We start from the raw sequence: 19,918 nt of genomic DNA, 5'->3' as shown, positions 1-19,918 counted from the left end.
CGCGCGACACCCCTCCGGGGGGCCGAACGGCGGTGTCACACGCCGCCACCCGCCGGGCTGAGCGTGCACGCCACCGAACCGGTCCGTGCCGCGCTGCACGGCGCCTTCCCGGTCGGCCCGCTGCTCGCGCCCTACACCAAGGCCCGCTGGCAGTCCGTCGCGCCGGGCACCGCCTTCGACCTGGCCGGCGGGCTGCGCGCCGAGCCGCTGGCGCTGGGCGGAAAGCGGCCGCGGTACGCCGCCGACCTGCCCGGCAAGGCCTGGGACGGCCGGGCGGACTGGGTGACCGGCTACCGCTTCACCGCCGCCGGGAGCCGGTCGAGCGCGGTGTACGCGCCCGGACTGGCCGCCTGGACGCCGGAGCTCGACCGGGCGGTGGCCGGTGCGGCCGTGGTGATCCTCGACGGCACCTTCGCCACCGACGACGAACTCGCCGAGCGCACCGGCGGCTCGCGCTCCTCCCGCGGCATGGGCCACCTGGCGGTCCGGGACTCGCTGGTCCACCTGGGCCGCCACCCCGGCCCGCGCTACCTCTACACCCACCTCAACAACACCAACCCGCTGGCCCACCCGGGCTCCCCCGGCGCCGCCGCCCTCGCACCGGCCCTGGCGGCGGCGGGCGCGGCCGTCGCCGAGGACGGTCAGCTCGTCGAGTTCTGAGCCCCGGCGCCGCTCCCCGGCCCGCCGGGTACCGCCGGGCGCACCCTCGCCACCTGCCCGTTCACCGGACGGTGGGGCCCGGGACAGCCGCTGCTCACCCGGGTCCGGTCAGATCATCGTGATACTAATCATTCCGGTAACACGAACTGTCATGCACTGGCAGGCACGATGGTGACAGCCCGTCCGTTCCCCCGGGGTCCGGACGGTGACGGGGAGGGCACGGCATGAAGGCACGGGTCGACAGCGGACGACAGACGGGGCGCCGGATACGGCTGGGCAAGCGGGTGACCGGGACGGCCGCCGCGTTCACCGCGCTCGCGGCCCTGACCGGCTCTCAGGTGACGGGACTCGGCCTCTCCGGTGTCGCGGCCGCCGAGCCGGTGCCGCCCGTGATCGACCCGACCACCTCCGTGGTCGCCACCGCTCCCGGCACCACGCCGCCCGGCTCCGAACCGCCGTCGCCCGCCGGCGGGCCGACCGTGCCGGTCGACGGCGGGGGCGCCGTCCCGCTGCCGCAGCCGCCCACGACCCTGCCGGGCGACCCGTCCGCCGGACCGTTCCGGACCGGGCCCGCCCTGCCGGCGACGGTCTTCGCCGCCTACCGCAAGGCCGAGGCCGCGCTGGCCGTCCGCTCGCCCGGCTGTCACCTGCCGTGGCAGTTGCTGGCCGCGATCGGCGAGGTCGAGTCCGGCCAGGCCAACCGGGGCGGGGTGGACGCCGCGGGGACGACGTACCGGCCGATCCTCGGCCCGGCGCTCAACGGCAACGGCTTCGCCGCGATCTCCGACACCGACGGTGGCCGCTACGACGGCGACCGGCTCTGGGACCGGGCCGTCGGACCGATGCAGTTCATCCCCTCCACCTGGGCCTACTGGGGGGTCGACGCCAACGGCGACGGCCGGGCGGACCCCAACAACGTCTTCGACGCCGCCGAGTCGGCCGGCCGCTACCTCTGCGCGGGCGGCCGCGACCTCGGCAATCCGGCCCAGCTGGACCGGGCGATCCTCGGCTACAACAACTCGGGCGAGTACCTGCGGACCGTCAAGAACTGGATGGCGCACTTCGGCAGCGGGACGGCGACCACGACACCGGACCGGCCCGCCCCGGCCGGCGCGCTGACCGCGCCGTCACCGTCGCCGACCGTGCCCGTACCGGCGACCGGCCCCACGACGCCCTCGCCCTCGGCATCCCCGGCGCCGTCGACCGGCACGCCGACCGGTGGCCCGAGCGGGACGCCGACGGGGGCGCCCACGCCCACCGCGTCGGCCTCGCCCTCGGCCGGCCCGAGCCCGAGTGCCACGCCGAGTGCCACGCCCAGTGCCACCCCGACCGGTACGCCGAGCACCTCGCCGACCGCCACGCCCAGCACCACCCCGACGGCCACCCCCAGCACCACCCCGACGGCCACCCCCACCGCCACGCCCACCACCTGTGCCACCCCCACGGCGACGGCGACGCCCACCGACGGCGCGAGCCCGACGGCCACCCCGTCGGCCACCGCCACCGCGACGCCCCCGGCGCCCGGCTGCCCGACGCCGACCGGCACCCCGACCGGCACCCCGTCGGCCACCGCCACCCCGAGTGGCTCCTCCTCGGCCGCCGCCTCCCCCTCGCCCTCGGCGCACTGACCACGCGCCGAGTACGAACCGAGCACGCACGGAACACGCATGGAGCACGCGTGACCCCGGCCCGGGCGCCCCGATCAGCGGGCGCACCGGGCCGGCGGCCGTTCAGTCCTCGTCGTCCTCGTCGTCCGGGTAGCGGCCGGCCGCCCGGTCCTGCTCCTCCTGGGCCTTGACCGGGAGGTCCGGGTCCCAGTCGGAGGGCCGCGGCCGTTCGGGCCCGTCGGGGCCGAGACGGAGCACCGGCTCGACCCGCACCAGCCGGAACCGCCGGTCGGCCGCCCGGAGTTCGTGTCCGCGCTCGGCGTCCAGCCGGTCGGCGGCGGCGGCGTACCGGGCGCGCTCGTCCTCGCCGAGGTCCGGCAGCAGCCGCGGGGCGAACTCGCGCAGGTAGGCGGCGAGGCTGTCGCGGGCGGCCTGCGGGGTCTCGTAGGCCCCGGTCATCGGGCCCCAGTGGCCGTCCTCGTACTCGGCGACGGCGCAGTGCACCGGGAGCACGAACACCTTGGGGTAGCGGCTGGAGGCGTGCCGGGCGTCGGCGCGGACGTTCTCGGGGATGCCCCGGCCGGCCGGCACCAGCGTCATCATGTCCAGCCGCAGGATCCCGTCGACCAGGGTGACGTCGGCACCGGGGTCGACGACGAAGCCGTCGACCCGGGACGGCAGCCGGTAGGCCTGGCCGACGGCGGCCGGGTCCGGGTCGGTGGGGCGCGGCGGTTCGATGCCCTCGGGGCCCGAGCGCAGCACCTGTTCGGCCCGGAAGATCCGGTACTCCCGCCCGGCGACGGTGATCTCGTCGAGCGCCTCCCACTCCATCCGCCGGTACGCCGCCGTGTAGGCGGCCCGCTCCTCGTCGGTGATGTCCCAGGTGGCGGCGAACCGGGCGCCGCGCTCGGCCCGCGCCCAGCAGCGGAACTGGTGGCCGAGGTCGTCGCGGGCCATCTGCGGGGTGGTCCCGCGGTAGCCGAGGATCCGCCAGGTCCCCTCGGGGGTGCGCTCCAGACTGCCGAAGGCGGGCGCCATCATCATCAGGCTCGGATACCGCTCCCGGGAGGCCCACGCCTCCAGACCGGCCACGGCCGCGACCGGGTCGTCGGTGTGCGCGACCCGGATGGTGAGGTGCCCCGGCAGCTGCGCAGCGTCATCGTCCATGCGGCCAGTGTTAGCGGACGCGGTGAGTGGGCCGCAGGGATATCGGGGAAGTGCACCCGACCGGGCAACGGCGGCTGACCGGAGGGCCGTCCGCGCGACCGCGCGGGACGGGGACAGCGGGCGCGGGGCCCGTCCGGGGGGAGATCGGACGGCCCCCGCGCCGCCGGTCGACGGACCGGCCGGAGGGCCGGTCGCGGGCGGCGCGGCGCGGGCGGGCCCGCGGCGCACCGTCAGAGGTGCTTGGCCAGCTCCGGCATCAGGTCCTGGAAGGTCCGCCCGCTGGCCGGCTGGCCGATCGCGGCCATCTGCCACCCACCGGCCGTGCGCTGCACCTTGGCCATGATCTGGGCGGTGTACGGGCCGCCGCCGGTGAGCGTGTACCGGGCCAGCTCGGCGCCGGTCTGCTCGTCGACGAGCCGGCAGAAGGCGTTCTCGACCTCCTGGAAGGTCTGCCCGGTGAAGGAGTTGACGGTGAACAGGATCTGGTCGACCTCGCTCGGCACCCTGGTGAGGTCCACCGTGATCGACTCGTCGTCGGTGGCGTCGCCGGCGCCGCCGGTCAGGTTGTCCCCGCTGTGCCGCACCGAACCGTCGTTGCTGGTGAGGTGCTGGAAGAAGACCACGTCCACCGGCTTGCCGGCGGCGAACAGCACCGCCGAGGCGTCCAGGTCGATCTCCTGCGAGGCCAACAGCTTGGCGAAGAACCCCTTCCGCTGGGCGGCCCGCCAGCCGAGGCCCATCCGCACCACGCCCAGCTGCCCCCCGCCCGGCTTCTCCAGGCTCAGCTTCTGCCCCTTGGCCAGCGAAACGCTCATCGCGTCCTCCTCGTTGCTCCGCCCTGCGTCCTGAATCTACAGCACTGTAGAGATTCCCGGGTGCGCAGGGTCGGTCCTGGGAATCCCCGTACCCCGCTCCTACGATCAACACCACATCATCCGGACACGGAGGGATTAGCGACGACCCACCGGCCTCCCGGCCGCGATTCCGCAAGCGGGCTCCGGCGCAGGTCCCGCACGCGGCGCCCGGCGACGCCGACGGACCCCCGCTACGGCCGCTCCAACGGCCGCTCCAGCCGCACCAGGGCGTCGACCGCGGCAGCGCGCCCGCCGGTAGCCCCGTCGCGGTGTCCGGCCTCCGCGGCCACCGGGCGGAGCACCCGCTCGGCGCGGACGGTCCGCAGCCCGGCGTCGGAGAGGTCGGCGAGCACGTCGTCCGGAGTGAAGAGGACGCGCGGGTCCTGCGGGCCGCCGACCCCTTCGGTGAGGTTGCTGCTGTCGTGGCCGACCACCAGCAGGGTGGCGCCGGGGGCGAGCGCGGCGGCGGCCCGGCGCAGCGCGGTGCGGCGGTCGGCGGCGGGGAGCTGGAGGTAGGCGACCAGCACCAGGTCGTAGCCCTCGGCCGGGAGCGGGAAGCCGCGGGCGTCGTCGTGGCGCCAGGTGAGCCGGTCGGCGACCTCGTCGGGCAGGTCCGCGGTGAGCCGCTCGGCGCGCTCCAGGGCGACGGCGGAGAAGTCGAGGCCGGTCACCCGCCAGCCCTGCCGGGCGAGCCAGATGCTGTTGCGCCCCTCGCCGGCCGCGACGTCCAGGGCGCGGCCGGGAGTGCGGCCCGTCAGCTCGCCGACCACCCAGCGGTTGGGCTCGGCGCCCCAGACCAGCTCGCTCGCGGCGTAGCGGTCGTTCCAGTCCTGGCTGTCCATGGCTCGTCCTCCGTTCGGCGGGGCTGCTCCGTACGCCACCGTACCGGCGGGGGGCCGCCGACCGTCCAGCGGGCGGACACCCTTGACGGCGAATATTGGTCCAGTCCAATCTGTGATGTCGTCGATGCGTACGGGCCCGGCCCGACGGTCTCGACGCGTCGTACCGAAGCATGTGTCACCCCGCCCGCGCGCCCCCACAGCGCTCGGCTCGGCTCCCTTCGGCCCACCCGGGCCACCGCACCGCCGGAACCCCCACTCATCCGGAGGACACCGCATGCACGACCGAGTCACGCCCGCGCGCCCCGCCGAGCGCCGGGCCGCCGCACCACGCCGGCGAGCCACCGCGCTGGCCCTGGCGGCCACGCTCACCACCGGCACCGCCGCCCTCGCGCTCTCCCTGAACACGGCCTCCGCGGCGCCCGTCAACCTGCTCGCCAACGCCGGTCTGGAGACCGGCTCGCTGGCCGGCTGGACCTGCGTCAACGGATCCGTCGTCACCACGCCGGTGCACGGCGGGAGCTACGCGCTCAGCGGGGCCGCATCGGCCTCCGACACCGCGCAGTGCCAGCAGACCGTGACCGTGCTGCCCAACACCCAGTACACCCTGTCGGGCTGGGTCCAGGGCAGCTACGTCTACCTGGGCGCGACCGGCACCGGGGTCAACTCCTCCTCCTGGACGCCCAACGCGACCGGCTGGACGCAGCTGAGCAGCACCTTCACCACCGGCGCCGCCACCACCTCGGTGACGGTGTTCACGCACGGCTGGTACGGCACCGGCACCTACCGGGCAGACGACCTCAGCCTGACCGGCCCGGCCGGGCCGACCAGCAGCAGCAGCCCGACCGCGACCAGCAGCCCCACGGCGACCAGCAGCCCGACCGCGACCAGCAGCCCGACGGCGAGCACCAGCCCCACCGCCTCGAACAGCCCCACCGCGAGCACCAGCCCGACGGCCTCGAACAGCCCGACGGCGACCACCAGCCCCACCGCGACGGCCACCGCCACGGCGACGGGCACCGGCCCGGCCGGGGACGGCAAGGTCACCGTGCCCGGCGGGCTCACCGTCGGCAAGGTCACCGGCAACGCCGTGGTGCTCAGCTGGCAGCCGTCCACGCTGACCGGCGGCGACGGCCCGGTGGCCTACAAGGTCTACTCCGGCAGCCAGCTGGTCGCGACCTCGATGGGCACCTCGGTGGCCGTCAGCTCGCTGCTGCCGAGCACCAACTACCGGTTCACCGTCCAGGGCTACTCGGGCAGCCACGCCTCCGCGCAGTCCGCGCCGGTGGGCACCACCACCGCGCCCGCCCCGGCCGCGAGCCCGTTCCGCTCGGCCTACTTCGACCAGTGGGGCGTCTACGAGAACGCGTACCACGCGAAGAACGTGGACACCAGCGGCGCGGCGGGCAAGCTGGACGTGATCACCTACGCCTTCGCCAACATCCACCCGACCACGCACACCTGCTTCCAGGCCGTGAAGGCCTCCGACTCGGCCAACGAGTCCAACCCCAACGCCGGGGACGGCGCCGGGGACGCCTACGCCGACTACCAGGCCGACTACAACGGCGCGGCTAGCGTGGACGGCAGCAGCGACACCTGGGAGCAGCCGCTCAAGGGCAACTTCAACCAGCTGCGCCAGCTGAAGGCCAAGTACCCGAACCTGCGGTTCACCATCTCGATCGGCGGCTGGACGTACTCCAAGTACTTCTCGGACGCGGCCGCGACGGACGCCTCCCGCAAGGCCTTCGTCTCCTCCTGCGTGGACATGTTCCTCAAGGGCAACCTGCCGACCGGCGTGGCCGGTGACGCCTCGGGCGGCCAGGCCTCGGCGGCCGGACTCTTCGACGGCGTGGACCTCGACTGGGAGTACCCGGGCTCGGCCGGCGGCCACACCGGCAACCACTACTCCGCCGCCGACAAGCAGAACTTCACCCTGCTGCTGAAGGAGTTCCGCACCCAGCTGGACGCCCTCGGCAACGCCCAGGGCAAGCGGTTCCTGCTGACCGCCGCACTGCCCAGCGGCCAGGACAAGATCGCGCAGCTGGAGACCGACAAGATCGGCGCCTACCTGGACTACGCCGACGTCATGACCTACGACATGCACGGCGCCTGGGACGCCAAGGGCCCGACCAACCACCAGGACCCGCTGCACGACAGCCCGGCCGACCCGACCACGCCGATCACTCCCGGCACCCGCAAGTACAACGTGGACACCACCCTCGCCGCGTACACCACCGGCCTGCCGGAGTACGGCATCGCGGGCGGCTTCCCGACCAACAAGCTGGTGCTGGGCATCCCGTTCTACTGGCGCGGCTGGACGGGCGTGCCGGCCGGCTCGAACTACGGCCTGTACCAGAGCGCGACCGGTCCGACCCCAGCCAAGCCGCTGAGCGCCGAGGCCGGCCTGGCCGCCTGGAAGGAGCTCAACGCCAGCGCGGCGAACACCCACTGGGACCCGGTGACGGAGACCTCCTGGGTCTACGACGGGACCAACTTCTGGACGGGTGACACCCCGCAGGCCATCCAGGCCCGCGGGGCGTACGCCAAGAGCAAGGGCCTGGCCGGGATGTTCGCCTTCTCCCTGGAGAACGACGACGCCTCCGGCACCCTGCTGAACGCGATCGACAGCAGCCTGCGCTGACGCACCACCGGGCAGGGGCCGCGCGGATCACCGTGATCCGCGCGGCCCCTGCGTCACCGCTCCTCGCGACGGGCCCTACCGCCCCGGCACCGGGTCCGCCCCGCCGCGGCGCGCCGTGCCCGGGCGGCAGCGGAGCAGCCGGCCTGCGGTCAGCCGCGCCCCGCGCACGGCACCGTGCCGGTGCAGCGCCTGGACGGCATAGGTGGAACAGGACGGCGTGTACGGGCAGCAGGCCGGTCGCCGGGGACTGATCTCGCTCCGGTAGTACCGCACCGCCCCGTACAGCACGCCCGCCGCGAAGCCGGCCGGGGCGGGCGCCGACGGATCGGCGGCCGCGCCGCGCCGTCCGCGGCCGCCACCGAGGGCGAACCTCAGGCCCGCGGCCATCATCACCGGGACGAGCGCGATCAGGCACGGGTCCCCGAGGTCACAGCAGTCGCAGGCGTCCGAGCAGTCGTTGTCGTTCTTCTTGCCCTTCCGCCGCTGGTACGCCCGCCACTCCTCGCGCTGCTTGCGGCGCCGGCGGCGCTCCTTCTCGGGCAGCCACCACCAGGCGACCTGGGGGCGTCGGGGCGGGTAGGGCGCGCCCTGCTGGGGCGGCGGGTAGGTCACGACTGACGATCCTCTCGATGCGCCCGACGGGACCGACCCCCGACGGCCGGATCAGATTATCGAAGGAACGCCGGTCCGCGTGACGCTCAGTCGCCACCGCCCAGGGTCGGGAACAGGTCGGTGAACGTCTGCGTGGTCACCGAGACGCTCCGGCCGAACGGATCGTCGAAGTCCCAGATCAGGAAGAGCAGGAAGGCGATCAGCGCGCTGAACGCCCCCGCCAGCAGCAACTCCCGCGGCGAGCGCCGGATCTGCAGTGCGAACACCATGCCGACGGTCACCACGGCTCCGACGATCAGGCCGAACCAGACCACGCCCGGCATGGTCGGCCCGGCGTTCTGGCCGCGGGCGCTGCGGGCGTCGTCGACGGTGCTGATCCGGTCCATGATCGGCTGGTAGGCCTGGGCCTCCAGATCGCTGGCCGGCGTGCGGGTGGCGACGTCCGTGCGGAGCTTGTCGAGTAACTCGGTGCCGCGCTCGGAGATCTCGCCGTGCTCGCGCATGTACGTCCACTCGGTGTCGACCACGTAGGAGACGTAGGCGTCCACATCGGCGCGGACCTTGTCGCGGAACTCGACCGGGTAGATCTGGGCGCGCTCGCTCACCTCGTGCAGCGACTGCGCCTCGCGCGCCACGTCGTCCTGGGCGGCGCCGCGCGCCTCCCAGACGCCGGCGATGGCCAGGCCGAGCACGATCGCGTAGACCACGCCGATCATCATCGTCATGTACTCGATGACGTCGGGCGTCTCGTCGGTGTCCTCCTCCTCACTGACCCTGCGGTGCCTCAGCAGCACCACCGCCACCACGACGGCGCAGGCCGCCGACATGGCGATGGCCAGCGCCAACCACTCGGACATGGGAACTCCCTTCTTCAGCTCGGGTTCTCTGTATCGGGCCCGGCCGTCACCCGCTCACCCGACGACCGGGCGGTCGAAGGCGGCCGGCCGGGCCGGGCCGCCTCGGGGGCCGGGCGCCTCAGGAGCGGCCGGAGCCGCCCCGGCCGGACCGGCCGCGCGGGCGCAGGGCCGCCGCGGCGAGCACGGCGGGCACGGTGACGAGCAGCATCGTCCGGGTCGGCGAGCTGCCGTGGTGGCGCTCCGGAGCGGGCACCGGCGGGGCCGCCAGCGGCACCCGGACGGGCTTGACCACGGGCCGCGGCTTCGCTTCGACGGCCGCCGGGCTCGGCGTGGCGGTCGGCGAGGGCGGCTCGGGCGCGGGGGCCGGTGGCACGACCGGTGCCGCGGTCGGCTTCGGCGTGGGCTTCGGCACGGGCCTGGTCGACGCGGGCGGCGGGGTGGGCCTCGGCGTCGGGGCGGGCGGCGGCACCGGCGCGGGGGTCGGCGTCGGGGTGGGCTTCGGCTCCGGCGTCGGCGGGTGGATCGGCGTCGGCGTCGGGGTGGGGGTGGGAGTCGGCGTCGGCGTGGGGGTGGGTGTCGGCGTCGGACTCGGCTTGGGCGTCGGGGTGGGGCTCGGGCACGGGTGGTGGTGGTGGTGCCAGGGCGGGTGACTGGGCTTCGGGTGCGGACCGGGGTGGTGCAGCACTCCGGAGAGGTCGACCGAGACGCCCACCTCCACGTCGACATCGACATCGACGCCCACGCCACCTCGGCCGACCGACACCGAGACGTCCGTGCCGGTGGAGACGCAGGTCTCGACGACCGGCCCGTGCGGGTCGCCCCCGCCGTGGTGCTCGGGGGTCCGGGCGGCACCGGTCGCGCCGCTCAGCAGCGCGCAGAGGGCGGCCACCCCGGCTGCCGCGCCGGCCAGCCGGGCCCGGCGCCCGGAAGCGCCCTTGCTCACGACGATCAGGTCTGCGGTCACGACGGCCCGTCCACCGGTATCCGCCGTGCCCGCCGGGGCTGCGCCAGGGGCTCCATGTATCTCTCGCATCGTCAGGAGGTCCGCGTTCGTGGGGAGTTGTCCTCGTCGGAAGTCGGCCCCGTCCTGGAGCCCGGTCGGCGCCGGGAGGGGCGACATCGGACGGCCCGCCTTTGAGGGGCGGGCCGTCCGACGTCAGGTGAAACGATCTTGCGGTGGGCCGGTTACGGCCCGCCCGCGCCCGATCGGGCCGTTGTTCAGTGGCGACCGTGCGCGATCTCGACGTTCTCCAGGACGCCGACCGCGTCCGGCACCAGGATCGCGGCCGAGTAGTAGGCGCTGACCAGGTACGAGATGATCGCCTTCTCGCTGATGCCCATGAAGCGCACCGAGAGGCTCGGCTGGTACTCGTCCGGGATGCCGGTCTGGTGCAGGCCGATGACGCCCTGGTTGTCCTCGCCCGTCCGGATCACCAGGATCGAGCTGGTGTTCTCCTTGGTGATCGGGATCTTGCTGCACGGCAGGATCGGTACCCCGCGCCAGGCCGGCACCTGCTGCCCGCCGAGGTCGACATGGTGGGGGTAGAGCCCGCGGGAGTTCAGCTCGCGGCCGATCGCCGCGATCGCGCGCGGGTGGGCGAGCAGGTAGTCGGGGTCGCGGCGGCGGCTCAGCAGCTCGTCGAGGTCGTCCGGGGTGGGCGGGCCCGAGTGGGTCTGGATCCGCTGCGAGAAGTCGGCGTTGTTGAGCAGGCCGAACTCCGGGTTGTTGACCAGCTCGTACTCCTGGCGCTCGCGCAGCGCCTCGATGGTCAGCCGGAGCTGGTGCTCGGTCTGGTTCATCGGCTGGTTGTAGAGGTCGGCGACCCGGCTGTGCACCTTCAGCACCGTCTGGGCGACGCTCAGCTCGTACTCGCGCGGCTTCAGCTCGTAGTCCACGAAGGCGCCGGGCAGCTCGAACTCGCCGTGGTGGCCCGCCGACATAGCGATCTCGGCCTCACCGCGCTCGTTCTGGCGCTGGAGCGGCAGGGCCAGGAACTCCTCCAGGTGCCGCTGGAGCGCGGGCGAGCCGTCCCGGATGGCCTGGAACTCGCGCCTCGGCAGCGAGAGCACGGTGCCGGCGGTCACCGTGGTGGCGGTGAACTCCCAGACGGCGTCCGGGTCGAGCACGGCGTGCTCGCCGAAGCGGTCGCCGTCGCCGAGCACGCCGACCACCGTCTCGTCGCCGTACTTGCCGGTGCCGATCTGGTTGATCTTGCCGTGGGCGATCAGGTAGATGCGGTCCGCCTCGGTGCCCCGCTCGGCCAGCACCTCGCCGGGGCCGAAGTCGCGCTGCTCGCAGCGGTCGGCGAGGGCCGTCAGCACCCCGTCGTCGTCGAAGCCGCGCAGCAGGGCGAGTTCCCCGAGCTCACGGGGGATGACCCGGACCTCCGAGCCGGTCTTGATGAACTCCACCCGGCCGTCGCCGACGGTGTAGGTGAGCCGGCGGTTCACCCGGTAGGCGCCACCGGCGGCCTGGACCCAGGGGAGCACCTTGAGCAGCCAGCGGGAGGTGATCTCCTGCATCTGCGGTGCGGACTTGGTGGTGGTGGCGAGGTTGCGGGCAGCGGCCGTCGTCAGGCTCGACTGCTGCGGTACCTGCTGCGTCTCCGGGTTCGTGTCCACCGGCATCGGCAGGGTCTCCTTCATCTGGTCAAGGTCACGCCGACCCGCCCCGGAGTCCGGGGACGGATCATCAGATACGCGTACGGGAAGGGGTGTTGGCGAGAGAGCGCGATGGTGTCCGCCCACTCGGGGCGACCCACCGGGAACCCTAGATCACCCGCGCCCGGCCAAAGCCGTACGGCCCCAAAGCACCCCCCGATAGGGTGAATCTGATGCGCCTGGCGGTTGGAATCCCGTGCGTTCCTCCCATTGACCCCGGACTTGCTGTGCATGCGAATCGCCCGCCCACCGGAACGATCCCCTCCACCCGAACGGAGCGACGTGCGGGCCCGCGGGCCGCCGGGCGGCCCACGAGCGGATGGCACAGGTGTTCGCTCGTCGAACACCCGGCCAAGGGCCGGGTGACGGCCCGTCGGACGCCCGAACGGCGGACCGTCACCCGTCCTGCGCCGCGGCCCGCCGGTGGCGCCGGTGGCGGCGGTACCAGACCTCGCCGACCAGGACGGACAGCACGAGCAGGATGATCGACATCAGCGGCCACCGGCTGCCCGCGACCCGGATGTCGGCGAGCAGCAGCATGATCACCGCCCCCACCGGCAGGACCAGCGAGATCCCCGCCCTGATGGTGGCCGCGACGGTCGCCGGGTCGGCGCGACGACGGCGCCGCCGCAGCGCGGCCCCGGCGACGTCACCGCCGAAGTAGAAGTCGACGGACCGGCTGCCGACCCGGTCGGTCGCCCGGGCGTAGGAGAAGCCCATGTAGGGCAGCCAGACCAGCGGCGCGACCAGCCCGATCAGGAAGACCAGCAGGACCAGCAGCCAGCCGCCGGCCGTCCGCCAGCGGGAGGGCGGCGGATCGGCCCCCTCACTGGTCAGCCCGAGCAGCCGGGCCATCCGCCGGAGCAGCGACCAGAGCCCGCGCCGCCGCCCGCCCGAGGGCCGGGGCGCGGTGTCCAGGGCGCGCCCGGCGGCCGCGACATCGGGGTAGGCGCCCTGGAGCACCAGGATCTCGGCGGCCCGGGGCCGGGCGGCCGGGTCCCTCCCGGCCAGGGCGGCGAGTTCGAGGAACAGCTGGGCCTGGGCCAGCAGCGCGGTGCAGAACGCGAAGGGGATGAGCACCATGAACGGCCCGCCGACGAAGGCGCCCTCGCTCTGACTCACCCGCCGGGCGTGCGTCACCGCCAGTCCGGCCAGCTCCTGCGGCGTCGCCTCCGGGTGGGCCGCCCGCAGCGCGGCGACCCGGCGGGCGGCCCGGGGGCCGCGGTGGCGGACGGCGAAGACGGCGAGGGTCTCGGGCAGCAGTGAGGGGTGGGCCCGGACCGAGCGCAGCAGCTCGCCGACCGGGGGCTCCGCGCCGTCGGGCGCCGCCGCGTCGAATGTCGCCGATCCCTCTGCTACCACGTCCGTCCCACCGGTTCGGCGATCGGGGTCCGACCGCTCGGCCGGGCGGACCGGCGGTCGCGGGCGGGTGCCCCCACCTCTTCCAGCAGCCTAGTGGCGGCCGGGCGGCCCCGCCCGGGCAGCGGTGGCGGGCCCGCTCCGAGCGGCGTTCGCCGGCCCGCTCAGGCGACCTCGAAGCCGTGCCGGACGCGGTCGAAGCGGCCCGCCGCCAAGTCCTCGTCGGTGATCCAGAACGACACGTTGACGCACTCGCCCCAGTCCACCGCGAGGGCGCGGCTCCCGATCTGCAGCAGCGGCCGGTGCCCCGCCGGGCGGCCGGTGTCGGTGTCGCACCAGCCGAGCACCCGCACGCCGGGGGCGGCGAGGTGGTCGCGGAAGTCGGCGGCGAGGTCGAGGGCGATCATGAAGTCGTCGGGGAAGACGTTCTCCAGCTCGCGGTCCTGGTAGGAGGGCGCGGAGAGCCGCCACTCGGCCCGGACCTCGACGGCCGGGACGGCGGGGGTGCCCGGGCCGTCGGCCGGGGCCGGTCCGGGCGGTGCGCCCGCGGGCACATGCAGGACCCGGCAGCCACGGCCGGTGAAGTCGGAGAGCCACTCGTCGTGGAAGAAGAGGAGCAGCCCGGCGGTCGGCAGCGGCCAGTCACCGCCCCGGCCGGTGGTGCGGAAGGCCTCCGCCAGGCCGGCGCAGTCGAGCTGGGCCAGCAGCTGCATCGGGCGGCCGGCGAACTCCGGCCACCCGGTGCCGGCCGGCAGGGCGGGCAGCCCGCCGAGCACCCCGGCCGACGGACCGTCGCCCCCGGCGGCGAGCGCCAGCGAGGGCCGCATCAGGCCGTGCACCAGCGGAGCAGTCCGCTCGTCGGCCCGGGCCCGGATCGCCTCGGCGACACCGGGCGGGACGGGCAACCCGCGCGGGCCCGGCTCCCCCGGGCGGGCGGCGGACCGGCCCGGGGAGCCGGCCGCCCCGGCGGTCGTGCTCGCGGCTGCGGTCATGCGCGCGGGGAGGCCCGCGGGCGCGCTCGCGGCGGCGCGGTCGGTCGCATCGGTCAGCGGTTCGGCCATGCGCGCAAGCCTGTCACAAGGGTCCGACAGCGCACGCGAAAGGCCCGTCAGGTGCCGGTACGGGGGCGGCCGGCACCTGACGGGGGACTGTGGGACGGGTGCCCGCGCGAGCGGGCCGGACCGGCCGGGGTCAGGAGCAGACGACCTCGTTGCCGGGGATGTCGAAGATGCCGGAGTCGGAGGCCGCGCCGGACTGGTACTCGTAGTAGAGGTACGTGTAGAAGTCGATCCGCGTGCCGGCGCCGCAGGCCGAGCCGGCCGCGATGTCGTAGGTCAGCGTCACGGTGGTGGAGGCCCCCGCCGCGACGGGCACGGTGTGGTGGACCAGGCCGCTGGTGCCGCCGGTGTCGCACGCGCTGACCGCCCCGCCGCAGGACGAGAAGGCGTACGCCAGACCGGGGACCTGGCTGGTCTGGTAGGTCGGCTGGACGGACTGGTAGACGAACCGCACGGGGGTGTCGTGCGGGTTGGTCAGCGTCAACGTCAGGGTGACCGCGGAGCCCGGGGTCGCCGTCGCCCGGTCGGAGCCGACCGTGAGCAGCGGCGTGTCCGCCTGGGCGGGAGCGGCCGAGAGGAGCAGACCGACGACGAGGGCCAGGATCGCAGCGATTCCGAGACGGCTCACATGTGTTCTGCGCATGACCAGTGAGCCTAGGCGGCACCGCCGGTCGTGGCACCGGCCTCCGCCCGGGCCCGTACCGGCATATGACAGCGGAGCGGACGCGGCGGGCCATTGACTACGCCACGACACCTCCCGCCACGGCCCCTCCCCTTACCCTCCGGCCCGCACCACCCACCCGGGGCCGGAGGGCGCGGGCCGGAGGGTGCGGGCCCGAGGGTAAGGGCCGGAGCGTGCGGGCCGGCGGCCCCGGTCAGAGCGGGGCGGGCAGGACGTCGCAGAGCGCGGCGACGGCCGCCTGGTAGGCGTGGTCGGCCGGCGTGGCGTAGCCGACCACCAGACCGTCCGCCACGGGCATCGCGTCCGGCCCGATCAGCGGGTGCCGGTAGTCCGCCAGCCCGTCCAGGGCCAGTCCCCGGTAGGCCGCCGCCTTGAGCACGGACCGCTCGGTGCCGGGCGCGAGCCGGAGCACCGCGTGCAGGCCGGCCGCGATCCCGGACACCTCGATGTGCGGCGCCCGCACGGCCAGTTCGGCCAGCAGGTGGTCCCGGCGGTCCCGATAGCGCCGGCGCATCCGCCGCACGTGCCGGTCGTAGCCGCCCGACTCGATGAACTCCGCGAGCGTCAGCTGGTCGAGCGCGCTCGCCCAGGCCTCCCGCTCGCCCTTGACGGCCAGCACCCGGTCCACCAGCTGCTCGGGCAGCACCATCCAGCCGAGCCGCAGCGCGGGCGACAGGCTCTTGCTGACACTGCCGAGGTAGATCACCCGTTCCGGGTCGAGCCCCTGCACCGCGCCGACCGGGCGCCGGTCGTAGCGGAACTCGCCGTCGTAGTCGTCCTCCAGTACCAGCGCGCCGCTCCCGCGCGCCCAGTCGATCACCGCCGCGCGCCGGGCGGCGTGCAGCGGGCCGCCGGTCGGGAACTGGTGGGCCGGGGTGAGCAGCGCCGTGCGCACCGTCGGGTGCTCCGCGAGCGCGTCGATCCGCGCGCCGTCCTCGTCCAGCGGCAGCGGCAGCGTCGTCACCCCCGCCCTGGCCAGCAGCGCCCGGTGGAAGCCCAGCCCGTAGGCCTCGACGGCCAGCGGACCGGCTGCGGGGCCGCCCAGTACCGCGCCCGCGCCGTCGAACAGCAGCCGCAGCGCGTGGGCGAAGCCGGAGCAGACCACGATCCGCTCGGGGTCGGTGCGCACGCCCCGGGCCCGGGCCAGGTAGTCGGCGAGGGCGACCCGCAGCTCGCGGCGGCCCTGCGGGTCACCCGGGCCGAAGGCCTCGTTGGGCGCGGAGGTGAGCGCCCGGCGGCCGGCGGCGAGCCAGTCGGCGCGGGGGAAGGCGGAGGCGTCGGGGCGGCCCTGGATCAGGTCGTGGGCGGGCCGGCGCGACGGGGACGTCCGGCGGGCCCGGGTCGCGGCGACCGGCTCGGCCCGGTCGGCGACGGTGGTGCCGGAGCCCTGACGGGCGGTCAGCCAGCCTTCGGCGGCCAGCTCGGCGTAGGCGTCGGCGGCGGTGTTGCGGGCGATGCCGAGGTCGGCGGCGAGCGAGCGGTACGGCGGCAGCCGGGTGCCGGGGGCGAGCCGGCCGCTGCGGATCGCCTCGCGCAGGGCGGCCATCAGCGCGGCGCGGCGGCCGCCGGTGGCGGGCAGTTCGAGGTGCAGGTCACTGCCGGCCGGGCCGTCGGGCGGGCCGGCCACGAGCGTCGCCGTCGCCGGTGCCGCAGCCGTCGCTGCCGCCGCCGGGCGGGGTCTCGGCCCGGCCGTCGGGCGGGCGGGCTTCCGGGGGTGTGCGACCGGGGTGTCCGTCATGGTCCCGAACCCTATCGCCGGGTACGAACCGGCCCGAGGGCGGGCGGGTGGCACCGCCCCGCGGACCGGCTCGCGCCGGGGCCCGGCCGGAACCGGCCGGTCTCAGTCGATCCGGACCGAGTTGACGATGTAGGTGCGGACGTCGTTCCGGGTCCGCTCGGCGAGCGCCGAGTCGGTGGAGTAGGCGCTGACCGTGATCCAGATGTTCCCGGACTGCGGAACGCAGACGATGTTGGCGATCACGGCGGAGTTGCCGCCGATCACCTGGTAGTCGCCGTCGCCGGCGAGGTCCCAGACCTGGAAGCCCTGGCGCTGCAGCGCGCTCTGGGCCACGCCGAGACAGTCTCCGAGGGTGTCGTTCTTGGTGAAGGTACCCCAGTGCGCGAACATGCGGTCTCCCTTGCGTGGCGTGAGCCGTAGCGGGTCGTCGGGCGGTACGCCCCGGGGCCGTCGTACCGGCCCCGCGCATCGAGCATCGGACGGCGGACGTCCCGGACGCACGGGACCGGCGCCCCATCGCGGCCCCGACCGCGAGCCGGGACAGCGCCCGGCCCCGGACCGGGACCGGCGGCCCGGCGGTGCTCGCGCCCGATGCCCGCCGTTCGGGTGACGGCCGGCCGGCCCGGTTCCTGCATCCGAGTCGGATCGCAGCGCCGATCGGGTGGCACTCCGGTCGGATCGTGTCCGGTTCAGCGTGTCGGCTGGCTATTCCTACCGGCATGACCAACACCAGGAAGTACCTGCTCGCCGCCGGTCTCACCGCCGCGCTGGCCGTCATATCCACCGGCCCCGCCTTCGCGGGGGACTGCGACGGGGTCGGGCACAGCGCCGCCGCGGCCGAGTTGTCCTCCGGCACCACCTGCGTCAACACCGGCGGTGCCTACGCCAGCGGCGTCGTCACCGGTTCGCCGGGGGTCCTCTCCGGCAACCAGATCCAGATCCCGATCAGCATCCCGATCAACATCTGCGGCAACGGCGTCAGCATCCTCGGCTGAGCGACCTCCCGACAGCCGGAAGGGCTGCGGTCCGGTCCCACCCGGATCGCAGCCCTTCCGCACGTCCAACTCCGCCGGCCCCCGCCCCTCCCCCCTTACGGCACCACGGTCACCGGCCAGCGGCCCGCCTTCACCAGCCGGACCGCGACCGAGCCGATCACCCGGTGCCCGGCCTGCTCGGAGCCGCCGACCACCACGGCGTCCGCCCGCAGCTCGTCCGCCATCCGCGCGAGGCCCGCGAACGGGTCGCCCCGGAGGGTCAGGAAGCGCCAGTCCAGCCGCCAGACGTCGCTCAGCCGCCGCTCCGCCTCACGCAGCGCCGCCAGCAGCTCGTCGGCGATCTCCTGCGTGGTCTCCCCGACGGCCGCGCCCGCGAGCGCGGTGGCCGCCCCGAGGACGGGCTGGACGTACGCCACCGCGAGGGTCGCGTTCTGCCGCCGGGCGAGACCGGCCGCGTAGGCGGTCGCCCGCCACGAGGACTCCGAGCCGTCCAGCCCCGCCAGGATCACCTTGGGCCCGTCGGTCCCCAGCTCGAACCCGGCGGGCGCGACCGCCGCCCCCGGCTCCTCGGCGCCGCCGACGGCCTCTGCATCGCTCTCGTTGCTCATGCCCAGAGGCTATGGCGGACACGCCGGGTGAGCGGACGGGGCACGTCGGGTGAGGGCTGTGGTGCGCGCCACCCGACCCCGGACCCCCACCCCCCACGATCCGCACCCCCCGCCGACACCCCGTCACCCACCGTCGACGATGTGCCCGGCCTCACACCCCCAAACCTGTGGCCCGGACCACTCCCACCCCCCAAACGATCTTGAAAAACGGGGCAAACACCTTCAAAACAGCCCAATCCCTAGATCCATACCCCCGGTAACCACCCACCCACCAGCCCAAACCTACGAATCCTTGAAACCCCCACCCCACCCCCGTAACTTCGAACCCGTTGCACCGACCACCACGCACCGCAGGGCCCACCACCCCGCACCGCACCCGGTGCCCCCACCCCCCGCGACACGAAACCACCCCACCCAGGGCCTGGTTCCGCACGCTCGCACCCACCCCCCGAAAGGACCCGCATGACCCTCCGTAACGAGACCACCGCCGCCACCACCACCGCCACCAAGCGCCGCAACCGCGTCCGCACGGCACTCATGGCCGGCGCCCTCACCGCCCTGCCCGTGGCCGGCCTCGTCACGGCCAACACCGCCTCCGCCGCCCCCGCCAACGTCTGGGACAAGGTCGCCGCCTGCGAAGCCACCGGCAACTGGGCCATCAACTCCGGCAACGGCTTCTACGGCGGCCTCCAGTTCACCTCCAGCACCTGGGCAGCCTTCGGCGGCACCACCTACGCCCCCCAGGCCCACCAGGCCACCAAGGCCCAGCAGATCGCCATCGGCGAGAAGGTCCTCGCCGCCCAGGGCCCCGGCGCCTGGCCCGTCTGCTCCGTCAAGGCCGGCCTCACCAAGTAACACCCCCAGCACCACCCGCCACACCCGCCCACCCGGGCACGACAACGCCGCTGCACCCGACCACCCGATCCGGTCCAGCGGCGTCGTGGCACACCCGGACGGCGCCGAGCCGCTCACGCGGAGGGGCACCGGCCGACTCGACCCGGGGCGCTCCCGCACCGGGCCCGGCGCCGCGCGATCACCGCATCATGTAGACGCTGTCCATGAATTCGATGATCTGCTGGTCCGTCAGCCGGTGGCCGTCGCGGTGGCCCATGGCCAGGTCGGCCTCGCTGATCATGCCCACCAGCCGGTCGCCGTCGATCACCGGGATGCGCCGGATCTGGTGCTGCTCCATCTTCTTCAGCACCGCCTCCATGGAGTCGTCGGCGCGGACGCAGTGCAGGTGCCCGGCCAGCTCCATGGCGGTCATGTCCGCCGGCTCCTTGCCCTCCGCGATACATCGGACCACGATGTCGCGGTCGGTGATGATGCCCTTCAGCTTCTGGTCGTCGCCGCAGATCGGGAGAGCGCCGACGTTCATGTCCCGCATCATCATGGCGGCTTCGGCGAGCGTCTGGTCGGCGCGGATGCACTGGGCACCGGTGTGCATGATCTCTCGGGCAGTGGTCACTGGGACTCCTTCGCAGGTCTTCCCCCCGAGCACCGGGTGTTCCGGTGCGCTCACCATAAGCAACACCCCGGGCGCCCGCGAGCCAGCACGGCGGCGCCCCCGGCCCGCCGGG

At 74.7% G+C, this 19,918-nt stretch carries 19 protein-coding genes; 5 read left to right on the top strand and 14 right to left on the bottom strand.

Translation table 11 applies throughout. The features are described 5' to 3' along the window. Nucleotides 1–63: 63 nt before the first annotated feature. On the top strand, nt 64–660 hold the full coding sequence (locus OG618_RS32745; RefSeq protein ID WP_329491224.1) for an MBL fold metallo-hydrolase: 597 nt from the start codon (nt 64–66) through the stop codon (nt 658–660). Nucleotides 661–884: 224 nt separating this feature from the next. Next, complete coding sequence (locus tag OG618_RS32740; protein ID WP_329491223.1) at nt 885–2,288, top strand: lytic transglycosylase domain-containing protein; 1,404 nt, start codon at nt 885–887, stop codon at nt 2,286–2,288. Between the two features lie 102 nt (nt 2,289–2,390). Here OG618_RS32740 and OG618_RS32735 read toward each other — a convergent pair whose 3' ends face one another. From OG618_RS32735 to OG618_RS32725, 3 genes are all read right to left on the bottom strand, one after another. Further along, nucleotides 2,391–3,434 (bottom strand): DUF5954 family protein, encoded by a 1,044-nt coding sequence (locus OG618_RS32735; RefSeq protein ID WP_329491222.1) that lies wholly within the window; start codon nt 3,432–3,434, stop codon nt 2,391–2,393. 230 nt (nt 3,435–3,664) lie between these two features. Next, nucleotides 3,665–4,249, bottom strand: coding sequence for a TerD family protein (locus OG618_RS32730; RefSeq protein ID WP_329491221.1), 585 nt, complete (start codon nt 4,247–4,249; stop codon nt 3,665–3,667). A gap of 230 nt (nt 4,250–4,479) precedes the next feature. Then, nucleotides 4,480–5,130 (bottom strand): class I SAM-dependent methyltransferase, encoded by a 651-nt coding sequence (locus OG618_RS32725; protein WP_329491220.1) that lies wholly within the window; start codon nt 5,128–5,130, stop codon nt 4,480–4,482. 274 nt (nt 5,131–5,404) lie between these two features. Here OG618_RS32725 and OG618_RS32720 point away from each other — a divergent pair, with 274 nt between their 5' ends. Next, entirely contained in the window at nt 5,405–7,768 is a 2,364-nt protein-coding gene (locus tag OG618_RS32720) for a glycosyl hydrolase family 18 protein (RefSeq protein WP_329491219.1), read from the top strand. A gap of 75 nt (nt 7,769–7,843) precedes the next feature. On the opposite strand, the gene yidD is transcribed toward OG618_RS32720, so the two are convergent. From yidD to OG618_RS32675, 9 genes are all read right to left on the bottom strand, one after another. Continuing rightward, the gene (yidD, locus tag OG618_RS32715) at nt 7,844–8,380 is read right to left on the bottom strand and encodes a membrane protein insertion efficiency factor YidD (protein WP_329491218.1); all 537 of its coding nucleotides are present in this window, start codon (nt 8,378–8,380) and stop codon (nt 7,844–7,846) included. 86 nt (nt 8,381–8,466) lie between these two features. Further along, complete coding sequence (locus OG618_RS32710; RefSeq protein WP_329491217.1) at nt 8,467–9,237, bottom strand: bestrophin-like domain; 771 nt, start codon at nt 9,235–9,237, stop codon at nt 8,467–8,469. A 118-nt stretch (nt 9,238–9,355) separates the two neighbouring features. Beyond that, nucleotides 9,356–10,201: a hypothetical protein gene (locus OG618_RS32705; protein ID WP_329491216.1), complete on the bottom strand. Its 846-nt coding sequence runs from the start codon at nt 10,199–10,201 to the stop codon at nt 9,356–9,358. Nucleotides 10,202–10,455: 254 nt separating this feature from the next. Beyond that, nucleotides 10,456–11,865, bottom strand: coding sequence for a family 2B encapsulin nanocompartment shell protein (locus OG618_RS32700; protein WP_329492373.1), 1,410 nt, complete (start codon nt 11,863–11,865; stop codon nt 10,456–10,458). 429 nt (nt 11,866–12,294) lie between these two features. Continuing rightward, nucleotides 12,295–13,260 (bottom strand): hypothetical protein, encoded by a 966-nt coding sequence (locus tag OG618_RS32695; RefSeq protein WP_329491215.1) that lies wholly within the window; start codon nt 13,258–13,260, stop codon nt 12,295–12,297. 161 nt (nt 13,261–13,421) lie between these two features. Continuing rightward, nucleotides 13,422–14,318: a YwqG family protein gene (locus tag OG618_RS32690; RefSeq protein WP_329491214.1), complete on the bottom strand. Its 897-nt coding sequence runs from the start codon at nt 14,316–14,318 to the stop codon at nt 13,422–13,424. Between the two features lie 130 nt (nt 14,319–14,448). Next, nucleotides 14,449–14,958, bottom strand: a complete 510-nt coding sequence (locus OG618_RS32685; RefSeq protein ID WP_329491213.1) for a hypothetical protein — start codon at nt 14,956–14,958, stop codon at nt 14,449–14,451. 232 nt (nt 14,959–15,190) lie between these two features. Continuing rightward, a complete protein-coding gene (gene pdxR, locus OG618_RS32680) occupies nt 15,191–16,735 on the bottom strand; it encodes a MocR-like pyridoxine biosynthesis transcription factor PdxR (RefSeq protein WP_442906900.1) in 1,545 nt (514 codons plus the stop codon). A gap of 102 nt (nt 16,736–16,837) precedes the next feature. Next, a complete protein-coding gene (locus OG618_RS32675) occupies nt 16,838–17,125 on the bottom strand; it encodes a hypothetical protein (protein WP_329491211.1) in 288 nt (95 codons plus the stop codon). 329 nt (nt 17,126–17,454) lie between these two features. Here OG618_RS32675 and OG618_RS32670 point away from each other — a divergent pair, with 329 nt between their 5' ends. Next, on the top strand, nt 17,455–17,730 hold the full coding sequence (locus OG618_RS32670) for a chaplin family protein (RefSeq protein ID WP_329491210.1): 276 nt from the start codon (nt 17,455–17,457) through the stop codon (nt 17,728–17,730). 95 nt (nt 17,731–17,825) lie between these two features. Here OG618_RS32670 and OG618_RS32665 read toward each other — a convergent pair whose 3' ends face one another. Next, nucleotides 17,826–18,338 (bottom strand): universal stress protein, encoded by a 513-nt coding sequence (locus tag OG618_RS32665; protein ID WP_329491209.1) that lies wholly within the window; start codon nt 18,336–18,338, stop codon nt 17,826–17,828. Nucleotides 18,339–18,800: 462 nt separating this feature from the next. On the opposite strand from OG618_RS32665, the gene OG618_RS32660 reads away from it, so the two are divergent. Next, nucleotides 18,801–19,193, top strand: a complete 393-nt coding sequence (locus tag OG618_RS32660) for a transglycosylase family protein (protein WP_329491077.1) — start codon at nt 18,801–18,803, stop codon at nt 19,191–19,193. A 178-nt stretch (nt 19,194–19,371) separates the two neighbouring features. Here the strand turns inward: OG618_RS32660 and OG618_RS32655 are convergent, their stop codons facing one another. After that, nucleotides 19,372–19,806, bottom strand: a complete 435-nt coding sequence (locus tag OG618_RS32655; RefSeq protein WP_329491208.1) for a CBS domain-containing protein — start codon at nt 19,804–19,806, stop codon at nt 19,372–19,374. Nucleotides 19,807–19,918 lie beyond the last annotated feature (112 nt).

The sequence above is a fragment of the Kitasatospora sp. NBC_01246 genome (genome assembly GCF_036226505.1).
In the GTDB taxonomy this organism is placed as follows: domain Bacteria; phylum Actinomycetota; class Actinomycetes; order Streptomycetales; family Streptomycetaceae; genus Kitasatospora.
This window is presented reverse-complemented; position numbering and strand designations above follow the sequence as displayed.